Below are 16,152 nucleotides of genomic sequence, written 5' to 3'. Positions count from 1 at the left end.
TATTCATACCAAGGTATGAGCAGGGTGCTTTTTTTGTTAGGTCTTTATAAAGCTTAAGTTAAGGTCGAACTGTTGTATTATACAGGTTCAATTTCGGAAGAAACCGGAACTGGACTTTTTGTGATGCCTGTTATTCGGAAAAACATATAACTCATTTTCAAATTAGGGAGGAAGCGGAATGGAGAAAACGGACGCCTGTATTGTCCAGCGTGATTTTACAGTATTGCTTGAAGTGGGGCATCCTGGATTTGACCAGGCCAGAGCTCAACTAGGAATGTATGCCGAACTGGTGAAGACACCTGCAGCTTTTCATACATATCGCATCACTGCGTTATCACTGTGGAATGCCGCTGCACTCGGATGGAGTGCTGATCAAGTGATAGCAAGTCTGGAATCAGTGTCTCGTTGGAATGTTCCTGCCGCCCTGATTCAAGATATCCAAAGAATTATCCATCAATATGGGAAGCTGCAATTGAAGCCACAGGCAGATCATGGGAGAATGCGTCTCGTGAGTGAAGATGAACGATTGCTGGATGAATTAAGCAGTATGAAGACCATCTCGGCTTTTCGGATGGAACGTGTCGATCCCCATGAGCTCATACTTGGCGGTGAGCAACGCGGATTGCTGAAGCGTGAACTGACTCGTTTGGGTTATCCGGTGCTGGATTACGCGGGATATCGAGAAGGAACAAGTCTTCCGTTTGAATGGCAAGCGAATACTCAAAGTGACAGTTCAGAAGGATTCAGGTTACGCCCTTACCAGCGAGATGCTGTGGATGCTTTTGAAGGAAGCGAAGGTATGGGAGGAAGTGGTCTGCTTGTTCTTCCCTGCGGTGCAGGCAAAACGGTTATTGGGATGGCCGTATTGGAACGTCTGCAATGTGAATGCCTTATTTTAACCTCGAATACCACATCCGTGCGTCAATGGATTCAGGAATTGCAGGACAAAACAACGATAACGAGTGAACAGATTGGTGAGTATTCCGGTCAGAAAAAACAGGTGAAACCTGTGACCGTGGCTACTTATCAGATTCTTACACATAGAAAATCCAAAGATGCTGATTTTACCCATATCAAATTGCTCAGTGAACGTCAGTGGGGACTCATCATTTATGATGAGGTCCATCTGCTGCCAGCACCTGTATTTCGGGCTACTGCAGATATTCAGGCTACAAGAAGACTGGGATTGACAGCAACATTGGTGCGTGAGGATGGTTGTGAACAGGATGTATTTTCGCTAATTGGTCCGAAACTATATGACATGCCGTGGAAAGAATTAGAGCAGCAAGGCTGGATTGCTAATGTACAGTGCCAGGAAATACGCATCCCGTTCACTCCTGAACTACGATCAAACTATTTGGAAGCGGAGGTGAAGCATCAATTTCGCCTTGCAGCCGAAAATCCGGCCAAATTAGCTGTGATCAGACGGATATTGGACCATCATGAGGGGATGCCAGCGCTTGTCATCGGACAGTATTTGGATCAGCTTGAGAGCATTGCCCGGGAAATTGCAGCGCCGCTCATATCGGGTTCGATGTCTCAACAAGAGCGAGTGAAATGGTTTGCAGCGTTCCGGCGTGGTGAGATCAAAACGATTGTAGTATCCAAGGTTGCCAATTTTGCCGTAGATTTGCCGGATGCTGCTGTGGCACTTGAGATATCCGGAAGTTTCGGTTCAAGACAGGAAGAAGCCCAGCGATTGGGTCGGATTTTAAGGCCGAAGTCTGGAGAAAATAAAGCTTATTTCTATGCCCTTGTATCCGAGGATAGTAAGGAACAGGAGTTTGCATTACGTCGTCAGATGTTTCTGGTCGAACAAGGATATGAGTACAAAATTGTTCATGAATTGCAATGAAAATGCTGTTTACATCGCTACTTAAAAATAATGGGAAAGGCATGATAAGCAATGCATACACAAGGAAATCTGGATGTGAAATCATTAAAAGAGCTTTCATGCGTTGAAAGAAAGGTACTTGGTGTGATTTTTTGCAAATATGCCGGACAACCCTTTTCCAACATGCTGACATCAGCAGAGTGGGCTACGGATGGTCTTAGCAGAGCTGAAGCGGTGATGGCGTTTATAGCGCTTCGGCATAAAGGCTGGATCAAAGCTGTGCGCAAGTCTTGGGGAGAACGTCTGTATTACATACCAGAAACACTACTTTCTTTGTTAACCATTGCTTATGCAGCACGGGTTGGTCAGTTCGCTCAGCAGAAGGTGAATGTATTACAGGATGAAATGACACAAGATAAGTCCATATCCAGTAATGAAGTCCAGAAAGTGAAGATTGTTAGAGAGGGAAAGCCGGATATTGCTGCAGAGCTTCTTCATGTATTGGCTTGGATGGTAAGAGAAAGTCAAGCTCAAGGAGGACTCCCATTAACAAGTAAAGGAACTATCCACAAGAAAATGATGCAGAGATTAAGTCGGATGACGGTTTTGGGCCCTGAAGACTTCACCGAACTAGGTATTCGCTACGATCATGCGGATGTGTATCCAGTCCATGTGGCACTTGTTATTGATTTGCTGCTCAGTCTGGGTTTGAGTGAAAAGGTGCATAATCGGATGCATGTGTCATTTGATCGTCTTTATCACTGGTTAACGTTGTCGTGGTCTTCAATGCACCGAGAAATCTATAGTGTATGTATGGACCGATATGGTTTAGCGGAGCCTAAACTTCAGCATTTTCGTTATCAATTGATGATGTTTGCTTCACGGGAAAATGAATGGTTGAGTATTCCAGCAGGAACTGTAGACCGCGACGGTTCGGAAGAAGCAATTGAAAATAGAGAGAGTGGAGGTTCTTCAGTACCATCCTTCTTAACACATATCCGGGGTTGGCTCGATGTTCTGGCAGGTTTGGGATATGGGGAGGTTGGTGAGTCAGTTGCGGGAGAGCTTCTATATCGCTGGCAGATTGACCCGGGAGTTTTATTGAACTTTGTGGATCATGAGGAAGAACATGAGGGAAAGAATACAATTTTTGTACAGCCTGACTTTGAAATTATGGTTCCGCCAGATGTAACTCCCCAAGTCCGCTGGAATCTGGACATTGGTGCAGAGCTTGTGAGTCGAGATCGAATGTCCATATATCGCATAACAAAGGAACGAATCATCGCTGCATCAGAGATCGGTCTTACAGCTGATGTAATGATAAACTTCCTTAGACGGTATGCCGGTTCGGGAGTGCCTGAACATGTGGAGCTAGCGATCCAGCAGTGGGGGCAGGATGCAGACAGACTTGGCATGGATGCTGGGCAGAATGTTGATCAGGATGAATCGGTGGATAAAGTTAAGAAAAAGGATATATGGATATATGAATCGAGAAGTGAATTACCTGAGGAGTTGAACGGGATAGAGTCGAAGGCAATTGCAGATGAGTCCATTGTCGGAGCAGATGAGTTCAAAGACGGACTTGAGGTGCAGAAGGAACTCTTTTATATTCGTGGAAGGGTAGGGCTCATTCAAGGTGACTCCAAACTTCACACGTATGAACAGGATCATTCCATCACGGAGCAGTCGGGTCTGTTTCCCGGATACGGAGAGATCCCTGAGATGTGGCATAACGAGTGGCGAGGGTATCATGTATCCACAGCTCGTCAGATTGCTGCGAAAGCCATTGAATGGCAGACAAAACTGGGTCTGAAGCTGGACAACAATATCGTTTATGTTATCCCCGATCAGATTCAGGGTCATGAAGATTGGACACTAACGGGCTGGTCCATATCGGATAGTGGAACAGATCCCGCAGAACGCCGTACTTTTTCGCCTAACGAATGGAACCAGATACGTCTGATTATTCCGGACCATGCATAAACTTGATCGACTTTGCCTTAAGCAGATCCCTTGTTCCCCTTATTTCTATTTGCAGGAAAAACTCTTCTTAACTTTTCGGGGATATGATATGATGAAGTAGTCTACGTTAAGTAGAACTTTATATATAGATAGGATGAATTTCATGAGCGTAGCGGAAATGAACACGGTCGATATGGCCCAAGTGTTAACGGGCGCATATGAACTGGGCGACATGATTAACCAATCAGCCGAAGTATCGGATTATTTATATTGGAAGCAGCAAGTGGAGACGAACCCTGAAATTCAGGCGGGAATACGCAAGCTGGACGCCAAAAAGGAACTATTTGAAGAAACCCAGCGTTTTGGGCATTTTCACCCGGACTATCACGCCGCAAAAGATCAGGTTCAGGCTTTAGAGCTTGAATTGGAACATTTCGAGGCGGTAGCCCGCTTCAAACAGGCGGAGAAGGCATTGGACGATATGTTGTTCCAGATGTCGGAGACGATTGCATTCGCCGTGTCAACGACCATCAAGGTACCGAGCAATGATCCGAATCCAAAGGGCGGCTGCGGTAGCGGAGGCAAGTGTGGTTGTAGCTAAGATTCGATAAGAAAATAAATTCATGACAGACCGGACCTTTCCGAGGATCCGGTCTCCATTATAGAAAGGCGGGGAAAATGATGTTTGCGGAAAGGACAGGATTCATTATATGGGTCAGTGATTTGAAAGCGGCTCGTAATCTCGAAAAGTATGGTACCGTTCATTACATCTCCCGCCGTATGCATTATGTCGTCATGTATGTTAATGCAGAGCGGGCTGAAGATACGATGAAAAATGTGAATAGACTTTCCTATGTGCGCAAGGTCGAACGTTCCTACCGGAATGAGATTAAAACAGAGTATGCTAGCAAAACGATGGACAAAACGAGTTTTTACGGGATATAACAAAAATGGTTTGGGAATGTACAGTGAACTTGTTGCCACTGAACATTTCGAAACGATTAACCAGAGGGGCCCTTCGGGGCCGCTCTTTTATTGAATTAGGCATAAACTGGATTTTGTGAAAAAATCTGAACTTACGCCTTGAGGTTGCGGGACTTATGTTGTAATATATTGGGTAAATAAATAGATAGAAAGTCCTATCTGGTGGAGAGTGATTCCCATGCGTGATAAGGTGATGCAACGTTGGAGCACGTACGAGCCTTTTTTCGTGGCTCTTGGAGACAAAAAAGTGGCCGACATCGTCATTACCAATCATGCCAAGATGCGGTATGCAGACCGTATTGAGCCGGCACGTAATGATGATGACCATATTGCGGCATGGTTATGGGAGTGTCTGAAGCAGGACCGTATTACACCATACTACCGTAATGAGCAGGATGTTTACCTGATCGACGAAGATCTGGTCGTGGTTGCTGAATTTTCCGAACTTGAAGGGGAATATGACATTGCTGGCAATCCGCTTCATAAGATGATTGTTGTTACGTTTCTGGGGAAAATGTCCGAGACGATTGAACTGCGGGATTTAAAATCGTATTATTCTTGGCTAAGACATTCAAGACGAATGACTCTTGTCAAGAACAGTCGCAAGCATAAGTAAGTTTGGAATAATCCATATTTTCGAATTGATAGATTCAGGTTACATCGCATGCAGACAAGCTGCATGCTTTTTTTGTTGGAATTCAGGAAATCGGCTACAATGGGGAAAGCGTACAGAAGAGGGGCGAAGATATGAATTTTCATCAATTGCATATTTTTTATACCGTAGCAGAGAAGGGAAGTTTTTCAGCGGCTGCGCAAGCACTACATATGACACAACCTGCGGTGACGATGCAGATTCAATCACTTGAGGATTATTTTGGGACCAAGCTACTGCTTCGTTCTACCAAGAAAATAGAATTATCCGAGGCGGGGCGGACATTACTGCCTCATGCCAAACGCAGTGTAGAGTTGGTCAGACAGACAGATGAGGCGATGTCCGCGTTTACACAGATGCTGCAAGGCAGATTGCAGCTTGGGGCAAGTTTGACGATTGGTGAGTATGTGTTGCCACGAATGCTGGGCCCTTTTGCTCGCCAATACCCGGATATCTCGATCGTTATGAAAGTGATGAATACTACGCAAATTATGGACGATATCTTGAAACATCAGCTTAACTTTGGACTGATTGAAGCGCCAGTAAACCACCCGGATATGATTGTAGAGCCGGTCATGCAGGATGAATTGAAGCTGATTGTTCCGGCAGGGCATGCTCTGGCAGATCGTGGGGAAGTAGAGCTTGAAGATGTGCTGAACTACGCGTTTGTGTTGCGGGAAAAAGGCTCGGGTACCCGTCAGGTGATGGAAGATCAGTTGCAGAAGAGAAATATTGATCCGCAGGACATGAATGTGGTGATGGAACTTGGCAGTACAGGGGCTGTAAAATCCGCCGTGGAAGCGGGTGTGGGTATCACGATGTTATCGCCGTCGTCGGTTCAGCATGAACTGGCCCTTGGACTGGTCCATATCGTGGATATTCGTGGACTTGAGTTCAAACGACAGTTCTATGCCATACATCTGAAATCTTCATTGCTTCCCTTATCAGCAGTAGCTTTCCTGAATTATTTACGTCAGCATGAGAAGACAACATCAGAAGGACGAGCGGAATAAGAGAGTCATATTCATTTTAAATCCGTGCTGCTAATCATTTGATATAAAAAGGAGCTGTTGTTCATGCATCAAATTAACGGACGTTGTGATCTTCATACCCATAGCCAAGCGTCGGACGGAATGCAGCCACCTGCCGAGAATGTGAAGCTCGCCAAACAAAGAGGACTGTCTGCGGTTGCGCTGACAGATCACGATACAGTAGCAGGTGTAGCCGAGGCACAGCGGGCTGGCCGTGAGTATGGGATTGACGTTGTGGCAGGGGTAGAGATCAGTACCCGCGCGGGTGGCAAGGATATTCATGTGCTGGGGTATTTTGTGAATACAGAAGATGAGCAATTTCTGGAGCGACTGCGCGGGCTTCGGGAAGCGAGGGAAGAACGTAATCATCTGATCATTGCCAAGCTGCAGGAGCTTGGACTTGAAATCAGCTGGCAGGAGGTCATTGATGGCCTTGGCCGACCGCTGGAACCGGATGAAAGCATCGGTAGACCTCATATGGCCGATGTGTTGGTACGGAAAGGATATGTTGCTGATATGAGGGATGCGTTCAATCGTTATCTGGCTGAAGGCCAACCGGGCTTTGTGTCGGTCCCCCGAGTTGCACCGGAAGATGCATGCCAGTGGATTAAAGATGCGGGTGGTGCTGCTGTTATTGCCCATCCTGGTTTATACGGAGACGATGAATTGGTTCGTCGCATTCTGGTGGACTCCCATCCTGACGGTATTGAAGTGGTTCATTCGGATCATGGACCAGAAGAAGAGCTCAGATATGCGGAGTTGGCACGGGAATTTGGGCTCATTCAAACAGGTGGTTCGGATTACCATGGTGTAAGACAAGGGGTAGTTTTCCACGGGGATCTGGGTAGCAAAACCGTAACCATTGATGTACTCGATAAACTCCGGGCTGCAGCCGGAAAGTCTTGATTCGGTGCAAAACGGAACGGGGGAATAATGAAAGGACATAGAGATAGGGTGAGTGTTAGTCGCTAGCCATGTCTCTATGTCCTTTTTAATTGCATATAAATTAGGCTAGGTGATGGAATAATTCACCCAAGTGCTTTGAGTGGCTCCAAGACGTTCAAATAATTGCTGTGCCCGCTCGTTGGTTGCTGCTGTGATCCAGGACATGTAAGCACATCCGTGTTCACGTGTATACTGCTGACAGTGTTCAAACAGTCTGGCCTCGGCTTCGCCTTCTCTCCAAGCTTCCGTCACAAACAAGTCATTCATAATGGAAACGCGGTTTGCCTTCATCGTGCTATAGGTAAAGTAGAGTGTAGCGAACCCGATGAGCTCACCGTCCTGCTCTGCAACGAATTGAACACCTATCTGCTGATCAAGCAGGTTTTTGATCAAAAGCTCGATTGCCTGATCACCAGGCCAGGGGTTATTATAAAACCCGACGACATACTCGTGCATTAATGCACTCAGCGGCAGCAAATCATTAAGCTGAGTTGGTCTGATATTTAGCGTCATGGACACATCCTTTGAAGTTTATTTATAGATCTCACAATTGAATTATTATACGTTAAAATGGATTTATATTCAAAATAAAACAATGAACTGAATCACCAACTTAAGTCCATGGTTATTTGAGAAACAAAAAATCCCCCGAACAGTCTTTTGTTCCGGGGGATTTTTTGTTGCCTAACAAGATTGAAAAGCAAGCATCTTATCCATTTTTGATCGTGGATGGCAAACTTTTAACCAGTTCTTCGTTCGGCGTCACAAACAGGGTCTTTTGATGGTCATAAATGACAAAACCTGGTTTGGAGCCACTTGGCTTGCGTACATGTCGGATAAAGGTGTAGTCCACCGGCACGCTGCTGGATTCTTTGGCTTGACTGAAGTAAGCCGCGAGTTGTGCAGCTTCCTCTAGGGTTGCTTCGCCAAAGTCTGTGCTGCGAATGACGACATGTGAACCCGGGATGTCTTTGGTATGCAACCAAGTGTCATTGGAAGAAGCCAAACGGTTGGTGACGTACTCATTTTGCAGGTTGTTTTTGCCTACGAGAAGTTCAATTCCCTCCGAAGAAGTAAACTGATGCACTGTAGGGCGGTCGTTTTTCTTTTTCTTTTTGCCTTTTTTGTTGCGGTCGCGAAGATAACCCTGTTGCACAAGCTCATCGCGAATTTCCTCAATGTCGTTCATGGATGCGATAGACAGTTGCTGGAGCAGATTGTCGAGATAGTCGATCTCGTCTTTCGTTTTTCCAAGTTGCTCATGAATAACAGCCAGACTGTTCTTATATTTGTTATATCGTTTGAAATAACGTTGTGCGTTGTCAGACGGCGTAAGCAATGGGTCAAGCTGAATGGTAATGTTGGCTTGATCTTCATCATAGAAGTTCACAAGCTCCACACTCTTGTCCCCTTTACTAACCTGATGCAGGGAGGCAAACAGCAGCTCACCCCATAATCTGAATTTATCCGCATCGTCAGCTTCCAGCAGATCCTTGTTCAGGTTGTCCAGCTTTTTGATGTTTTTGCTACGCTCATTTTGCAGAAAACGCAGAAGATCGCTCACTCTTTGCTTGACAGTATCCCGCTCGGCCTTGTCTCCGTAATAATCCTCCATACATTTGCTCATCGTGTCATAGGTTTTCTCTGCGTCCTGAATGCTCTGAAGCTGAACGGCCGAGAAAATCATTTTGCCTTTGGCATTCAGCCCGGTCACAGGCGTATAACTATTATCTCTTACTGGCCCCATGACGGACTCAAAAGCATTCCACAGCGCATCGGCTTCGATTCGAGCTTCACCTTCGCTTGCAGCTTGATTGTCACCTTGATCGGCAGATACCCGAGAGGTAATCTCTCCAGCGATCAGCGGACTAAGACCGCTGAATGAATTCACCAGCCAGCGAGAGGCATCTTCTTCAGCAGCAGTACAGCTATTTTCGAATTCAGTGCTGCTCACTTCCAGCGGATTGCTTTTATGCTGCTCTGGTGGTTCGGTGTACGAAAAGCCAGGCATAATGACCCGGTAACTACTGATGGACGGCGTTACGTGATGAATCCCATCCAGAATCGTTCCCGTAATCGGATCGACCAAAACAATATTACTGTGACGCCCCATCAGTTCAATGATGATCCGTTTGACCGAAACATCACCCAGTTCATCGCGCTGACGCACGTCGATATGAATAATCCGCTCCATGCCAACCTGACGAATCTCCTCGATGATCGCTCCCTCACAGTGCTTGCGCAGCAGCATGCAGAACATGGGAGCTTCAGTAGGGTTAACAAACGTTTTTTCGGTAAAGTGCACACGCGGATATGTCGGGCTGGCCGAAATAAGCAATTTGCTATTTCCGCGCTGAGCACGGAGGGTCAGTACAACATCATGGCCGTTAGGTTGATGTATTTTGCTGATGCGTCCGCCCTTGCAGCCTTGCAGTTCATGTACAATAGCTCGTGTTACGATGCCGTCCAATGCCATTTTTTTCAACGTCCTCTCTATCTATAACTGAAATGAACACCGGGATATGTAAAAAAGAACCCGTTGCAGATTCGTATTCGTTTGTATAGCAAAAAATCGGATTGCCACTGCGTGTATGACCGCAGACCTTTATTTTAGCTTATTCTGTCCATCAGGGAAAGGATTCGCCATCGGGTGCTAATTAGGGTCCTGTCCGAATACATATAGAGCAGGTAGTTTGTCCGGCATCGCGTACAACCTGTTGATTAGCATAGCCGGTGAAGTAAGTGTGACGTTTTACAGAGGAAATACAGACTGGGAGGGAATTTTGAAGCATGGAACATACCAAGTGGCACCAACTAAGCGTTGAAGAGCTTCGTAACACTCTTGGCGTCAGTCTTGAGGAAGGATTAACCGAAGAGACTGCAACAGAGAAGAGGAAGGCCGCCGGTTCGAATGAGCTGAGCGAAGGAAAGCGCATATCTCCAATTACATTATTGCTTAATCAATTTAAGGATTTCATGGTTCTGGTGTTGATGGGAGCCACGCTGGTGTCCGGATTGCTTGGAGAATACTTGGATGCTGTAACGATTGTTGCCATCATCGTACTTAATGCCATTCTTGGTTTTGTGCAGGAATTCCGGGCGGAGCGTTCCCTTCGTGCATTGAAACAATTGTCGGCTCCATTGGCCAAAGTGCTCAGATCGGGTCAGGAAGTCCATCTTGCAGCCAAACTTCTGGTACCGGGGGATATCGTGCTTGTGGAGAGCGGTGATCGCATACCTGCCGATGTGCGCTGGCTGTCCACGAACAGCCTCGATGTGGAGGAATCAGCACTTACTGGGGAATCGGTTCCTGTAAGCAAACATTGCCTTCCCATAGCTGCAGATGACGTGCCACTCGGAGATCAGAAGAACATTGGATTCATGGGAACGATGGTCACACGTGGTACCGCCAAGGCTGTTGTGATTCGGACGGGCATGGATACCGAGATGGGCAAAATCGCCGATCTGATCCAGAATACGGAGGAACAGGAAACACCGCTGCAGCACAGACTGGAACAGCTGGGTAAAATTTTGATTTTTGTGGCGCTCGGATTAACCGTCATGGTTGTTGTTGCAGGTATTCTACATGGACAACCGGCAGTAGGCATGTTTCTGGCAGGGGTCAGCCTCGCAGTGGCCGCCATACCAGAGGGGTTGCCAGCGATTGTAACGATTGCGCTAGCTCTGGGCGTACAGCGTATGATCAAACGAAAAGCGATTGTGCGCAAGCTTCCCTCCGTCGAAACCCTAGGTTGTGCCTCGGTCATCTGTTCGGATAAAACGGGTACGTTGACCCAGAACAAGATGACGGTTACGGACGTGTGGCTGGAGGGACGCAGCATCAAGGTCACCGGGGATGGTTATGCACCGGAAGGACAGATGATTGAGAATGGTCGTACCTTGGAACTGAAGAGTGACCAGACATTGCGGAGAATGCTTCAGATTAGCGCACTATGTAACAATGCCAGTATTATCGAGAGTGTTGCGGATGAGATGCGGAATAAAAAGAAAGGCAAAGAGACAAATAAGGATAGTAAGAAAGAAGCGAAGAAAGGTACAAAGAAAGATCATGTTAATGAAACGGTCAAGGAAGACAGCGTCGTATGGGAGCTGAAAGGCGACCCTACGGAAGGCGCACTCGTAACACTGGCCTCCAAAATGGGGCTTACCCCCGCTGGCCTCAAAGAGTTATATGCACGTGAGCAGGAATTTCCGTTCGATTCTGATCGGAAACGGATGTCGGTCCTGATTCACCATCAGGGTGGGCGCATGATTTATACCAAAGGTGCACCTGATGTTCTGATCGGGCAATGCAGCTACATTTTGTGGGAAGGCAATGTTGTGCCATTCACGGGTACTCTGCGGCAGAAAGTTATGGCGGCGAACGAGAGTATGGCAGGGGCTGCACTGCGTGTTCTCGGGATGGCTTACCGTGAAGTAAGACCGGAAGAAAAGGTGGATAATGAACATGCTGCCGAGAACCAGCTCGTCTTTGTCGGACTTGCAGGTATGATTGATCCACCGCGGCGTGAAGCACGGGATGCAATTGCGACTTGTCGCAGAGCAGGCATACGTACCGTTATGATCACTGGCGATCATGGCACGACGGCAGAGGCTATCGCCCAGCAGTTGAGTATCCTTCCACGGGGTGGGGCTTCACTTAGCGGCCAGCAATTGGCGGGCATGACGGACGAGCAACTGGATAAACAGGTGGAGGGCATTTACGTGTTCTCACGAGTATCGCCTGAGCACAAACTGCGTATTGTAAAATCATTGCAGCGTAAAGGACATGTCGTAGCGATGACCGGAGATGGCGTGAATGACGCACCGGCTATCAAAGCGGCAGATATCGGTATTGCGATGGGAATTACAGGCACGGATGTGACGAAGGAAGCATCGGCGTTAATCCTGAGTGATGATAATTTTTCTACTATAGTATCTGCAATTGAAGAAGGGCGTAATATTTATGAGAACATCCGCAAGTTTATCCGCTATTTGCTGGCATCCAATGTTGGCGAGATTTTAACGATGTTTTTCGCGATGATGATGGGCTTGCCTTTGCCACTCGTGCCGATCCAGATTCTGTGGGTCAACCTGGTGACGGATGGATTGCCAGCGATGGCGCTCGGTGTGGATCAGCCGGAAAAAGATCTGATGGAACACAAGCCGCGTGGCGCCAAGGAAAATATTTTTGCCAGACGACTGGGTTGGAAAATCGTCAGTCGGGGTGTATTGATCGGGCTTTGTACACTCGGGGCGTTCTGGCTTACCCTACAGGCCGCGCCAGATGAACCGGGTCAGCTCATTAAAGCTCAATCTGTTGCCTTTGCTACTCTCGTTTTGGCACAGCTCATTCATGTATTTGACTGCCGTAGTTCCCGCTCCATTTTCCACCGGAATCCATTGCAGAACAAGTATCTGGTGTTTGCAGTTATTTCATCCATCGTGCTGATGCTGGCGGTCATGTATGTAGAGGCGTTGCAGCCTATTTTCAAAACAGTACCACTGGGTATGCGCGAATGGGCCATTTCCATCGTTGCCGCAGGTATTCCAACCTTCCTTATGGGAGTGGGCAGCGTGTGGGGAGGTCGTCGCAACCGTCGCCGAATGGGCCCTGGGCGCTTCGTACCGAAAAGTACAAAGTTTTCGGCATAAAATCAATAGCAATTGCTTATCGTTTTCGTTATGCTATCCTCAAAATGATTCGAGGCGAGATCCCTCGGCATTTTGCAGGATAGCTTTTTTTATTGGGAATGTTGGATATGAATTTCCGAGGGTATCCTGTAGAGAAGCAAGAATAACGCTTTGGCAGCAGACTGCCAAAAGGAGTGGGCAAGCTTATGGAATTTACAAAAATGCATGGACTCGGCAACGATTTTATTGTTGTGTTTGGAGAACAACAGCTTCCGGCTGATGCAGCAGAATTAGCTGTGAAATGGTGCAACCGTTTCTTCGGCATCGGCGCGGATGGCCTGGTTTATATACTGCCTTCAGAGAAGGCGGATTTTCAGATGCGCATCATGAACTCGGACGGTTCGGAAGCAGAGCAATGTGGCAATGCCATACGCTGTGTATCCAAATATGTATATGATCACGGTCATGTGACCCAAGAACAGATTACGATTGAAACCATTGGTGCGGGTGTACAACCAGTAAGCTTGAACATTCGTGATGGTAAAGTGGAGACCGTTCGAGTGGATATGGGAGAACCTATCCTGAATGGACTTCAGGTTCCAACCACTGTCGATGCTAATCCGGTGGTGGATCATTCCATTGAAGCAAATGGACAAGAGTTCAAATTTACGGCTGTCTCCATGGGTAATCCTCATGCAGTCATCTATGTAGATGATGCTGTGAATTTTGATCTCTCGACATGGGGGCCACTTCTTGAGGTTCATCCCATGTTCCCGAAAAAAATCAATGTAGAGTTCGCAACAGTTCGCGATCGCGGATACGTGGACATGCGTGTGTGGGAACGCGGTGCTGGACCAACACTGGCCTGTGGAACCGGAGCTTGCGCAACACTGGTATCATCTGTTCTGAACGGACATACAGATCGCACAGCGGTGATCAGCCTCAAGGGTGGCGATCTTCATATTGAGTGGAACGAAGCAGACAATCACGTCTACATGACTGGACCTGCTGAAGTTGTTTTCAAGGGAGTCGCTTCGTAAAGAATACGTTTAAATGAGGAGGCCTTAGGGCCTCTTTTTTTGCAGTTATATGAATTCATACTTGTACAGATGGTTATGGAGACTGAATTTCACGAAAAACCTGTGTTTTTCTTCGTTTTCAGATGTTTTTTGTGTTACATTAGTATGAAATGATCAGTCAGGCGGGGGGAAAAGGGATGAAGGCGGATTTACGCAGTGTAATGCAGGAACGGGTCCTCATAGGGGATGGGGCGATGGGAACTTTCCTGTATCAGATGGGGTTCCCGGTAGGGATTTCTTATGAAGAGCTGAACTTAATATCACCTGAAGTGGTGGCAGATGTGCATCGTCGTTATCGCGATGCGGGTACGGAAATTCATGAAACCAATACGTACTCTGCCAATTACGATAAGTTGTCCAAGTTTGGTCTGGAGTCCAAGGTCGAGGATGTCAACCGTGCCGGTGTGCGTATCGCCAAAGAAGTAGCTGGCGCAAATGGTTATGTTCTGGGCGCGGTTGGCTCCATTCGTGGAGGTAAGCGGACGAACGTATCAACAAGTGAGTTGAAGCGTTTCTATCAGCAACAGATTTTTGCACTGCTCGATGAAGGAGTGGACGGCATTCTGCTCGAAACCTTCTATGATATCGAGGAGATGGATATCGCCCTTCTACAGGCGCGCAAGCTGAGTGATCTTCCGGTAATTGGACAGTTCGCTGTTGAGGATGTAGGGCACACACTGGATGGATATACGATGCCTGAAGCTTTCCGAATCATGCGTGAGCAAGGGGCTGACGTCATTGGTTTCAACTGCCGTTCCGGTCCAAACGGAATTATGCGGGCGATGGAAACGGTATCAGGTCGTATCGGTATCCCAATGTCTGTTTACCCGAATGCGGGTGCAGCTGACTACGTCGACGGTCAGTTCCGTTACGGAGCGTCTCCGGAGTACTTCGGACAGACCGCAGTGCAATTCGCTGATCTGGGCGCACGTATCATCGGAGGCTGCTGTGGTACAACACCTGATCATATCGCGGCAATTGCTCAGGCTCTTGTTGAATACACACCTGTTCCAATACTGGAACCTGATCCATCCGAGTCGAAACCGCGTATTATTCTGCATGAGAATGTAGATGAACGGTCTGGACGGGGTGGGCAGCCCACGATTGTGGATCTGGTCAAACAACGCCATACGGTCATCGTCGAACTTGACCCGCCGCGTGATCTAGACATTGCGAAGTTCATGAAAGGTGCCGAGACATTGAAAGCGGCTGGTGCAGACGCGTTAACATTGGCTGATAACTCTCTAGCGGTTACCCGGATGAGTAATATGGCTCTCGGCCATCTTGTTCAGGATCGTACAGGATTGCGCCCACTGGTGCATATTGCATGTCGTGACCGGAATCTGATCGGGACACAGTCGCACATGATGGGATTTGATGCTCTAGGCATTAATCATGTACTTGCTGTAACAGGTGACCCTGCACGATTTGGAGACTTACCCGGATCAAGCTCGGTATACGATCTGACTTCTTTTGAAATTATACGTATGATCAAGCAGTTGAACGACGGCGTGTCCTTCTCCGGTAAACCGCTCAAACAGAAGGCGGGTTTTGTTATCGGTGCCGCATTTAACCCGAATGTGAAACATCTGGATAAAGCTGTACAGCGGCTTGAGAAAAAGATTGCTTCCGGGGCCGATTATATTATGACGCAGCCGGTATACGATCCCGAACTAATCGTAGCCATGCATGAAGCGACCAAACATCTGGATGTGCCGATCTTTGTAGGGGTGATGCCGTTAGCGAGCGGCCGAAATGCAGAGTATCTGCATAATGAGGTTCCGGGTATTCAGCTGTCTGATGAAGTGCGCTCCCGGATGGCTGGCCTCGAAGGCGAAGAAGGTCGAGCAATGGGTGTGAAGATAGCCAAGGAGCTTCTGGATGTAGCAACAAAACATTTCAAAGGAATCTATTTAATGACTCCATTTATGTTCTATAGTATGACGGCCGAACTGACCCAATATGTGTGGGAGAAGTCGGAGCATCAATGTCCTACTTGTTTCAACCCTAATAATCAATTACAATAGTGTA

The 16,152-nt window shown here is 47.3% G+C and carries 12 protein-coding genes; 10 read left to right on the top strand and 2 right to left on the bottom strand.

Annotation, left to right across the window (positions count from 1 at the left end; all coding sequences use genetic code 11):
* The first annotated feature begins 178 nt into the window (after positions 1 to 178).
* From AC3ITG_RS22085 to AC3ITG_RS22055, 7 genes are all read left to right on the top strand, one after another.
* Positions 179 to 1,855 carry a DNA repair helicase XPB gene (locus tag AC3ITG_RS22085; RefSeq protein WP_489251369.1) on the top strand — a complete coding sequence of 559 codons (1,677 nt, stop codon included), beginning with the start codon at positions 179 to 181 and terminating at the stop codon, positions 1,853 to 1,855.
* Positions 1,856 to 1,930: 75 nt separating this feature from the next.
* A complete protein-coding gene (locus AC3ITG_RS22080) occupies positions 1,931 to 3,817 on the top strand; it encodes a helicase-associated domain-containing protein (RefSeq protein WP_489251368.1) in 1,887 nt (628 codons plus the stop codon).
* Between the two features lie 142 nt (positions 3,818 to 3,959).
* Positions 3,960 to 4,397 (top strand): YlbF/YmcA family competence regulator, encoded by a 438-nt coding sequence (locus AC3ITG_RS22075; RefSeq protein ID WP_076288222.1) that lies wholly within the window; start codon positions 3,960 to 3,962, stop codon positions 4,395 to 4,397.
* Positions 4,398 to 4,477: 80 nt separating this feature from the next.
* Positions 4,478 to 4,741, top strand: coding sequence for a YlbG family protein (locus tag AC3ITG_RS22070; RefSeq protein ID WP_063565591.1), 264 nt, complete (start codon positions 4,478 to 4,480; stop codon positions 4,739 to 4,741).
* A gap of 217 nt (positions 4,742 to 4,958) precedes the next feature.
* Entirely contained in the window at positions 4,959 to 5,396 is a 438-nt protein-coding gene (locus AC3ITG_RS22065; protein ID WP_063565592.1) for a hypothetical protein, read from the top strand.
* A 131-nt stretch (positions 5,397 to 5,527) separates the two neighbouring features.
* A complete protein-coding gene (locus tag AC3ITG_RS22060) occupies positions 5,528 to 6,445 on the top strand; it encodes a selenium metabolism-associated LysR family transcriptional regulator (protein ID WP_489251367.1) in 918 nt (305 codons plus the stop codon).
* Positions 6,446 to 6,508: 63 nt separating this feature from the next.
* Positions 6,509 to 7,369: a PHP domain-containing protein gene (locus tag AC3ITG_RS22055; RefSeq protein WP_489251366.1), complete on the top strand. Its 861-nt coding sequence runs from the start codon at positions 6,509 to 6,511 to the stop codon at positions 7,367 to 7,369.
* A 105-nt stretch (positions 7,370 to 7,474) separates the two neighbouring features.
* Here AC3ITG_RS22055 and AC3ITG_RS22050 read toward each other — a convergent pair whose 3' ends face one another.
* Positions 7,475 to 7,921 (bottom strand): GNAT family N-acetyltransferase, encoded by a 447-nt coding sequence (locus AC3ITG_RS22050; RefSeq protein ID WP_489251365.1) that lies wholly within the window; start codon positions 7,919 to 7,921, stop codon positions 7,475 to 7,477.
* 196 nt (positions 7,922 to 8,117) lie between these two features.
* Positions 8,118 to 9,884 (bottom strand): Rqc2 family fibronectin-binding protein, encoded by a 1,767-nt coding sequence (locus tag AC3ITG_RS22045; protein ID WP_489251364.1) that lies wholly within the window; start codon positions 9,882 to 9,884, stop codon positions 8,118 to 8,120.
* A gap of 314 nt (positions 9,885 to 10,198) precedes the next feature.
* Here AC3ITG_RS22045 and AC3ITG_RS22040 point away from each other — a divergent pair, with 314 nt between their 5' ends.
* From AC3ITG_RS22040 to AC3ITG_RS22030, 3 genes are all read left to right on the top strand, one after another.
* Complete coding sequence (locus tag AC3ITG_RS22040) at positions 10,199 to 13,063, top strand: calcium-translocating P-type ATPase, SERCA-type (protein WP_489251363.1); 2,865 nt, start codon at positions 10,199 to 10,201, stop codon at positions 13,061 to 13,063.
* A 185-nt stretch (positions 13,064 to 13,248) separates the two neighbouring features.
* A complete protein-coding gene (gene dapF / locus AC3ITG_RS22035) occupies positions 13,249 to 14,082 on the top strand; it encodes a diaminopimelate epimerase (RefSeq protein WP_489251362.1) in 834 nt (277 codons plus the stop codon).
* 176 nt (positions 14,083 to 14,258) lie between these two features.
* Positions 14,259 to 16,148, top strand: coding sequence for a bifunctional homocysteine S-methyltransferase/methylenetetrahydrofolate reductase (locus tag AC3ITG_RS22030; RefSeq protein WP_413372535.1), 1,890 nt, complete (start codon positions 14,259 to 14,261; stop codon positions 16,146 to 16,148).
* Positions 16,149 to 16,152 lie beyond the last annotated feature (4 nt).

It is taken from the genome of Paenibacillus sp. GL_099_B (assembly GCF_057835695.1).
Note: the sequence above shows the minus strand (reverse complement) of the source record. Positions and strands in the feature narration are given on the sequence as shown.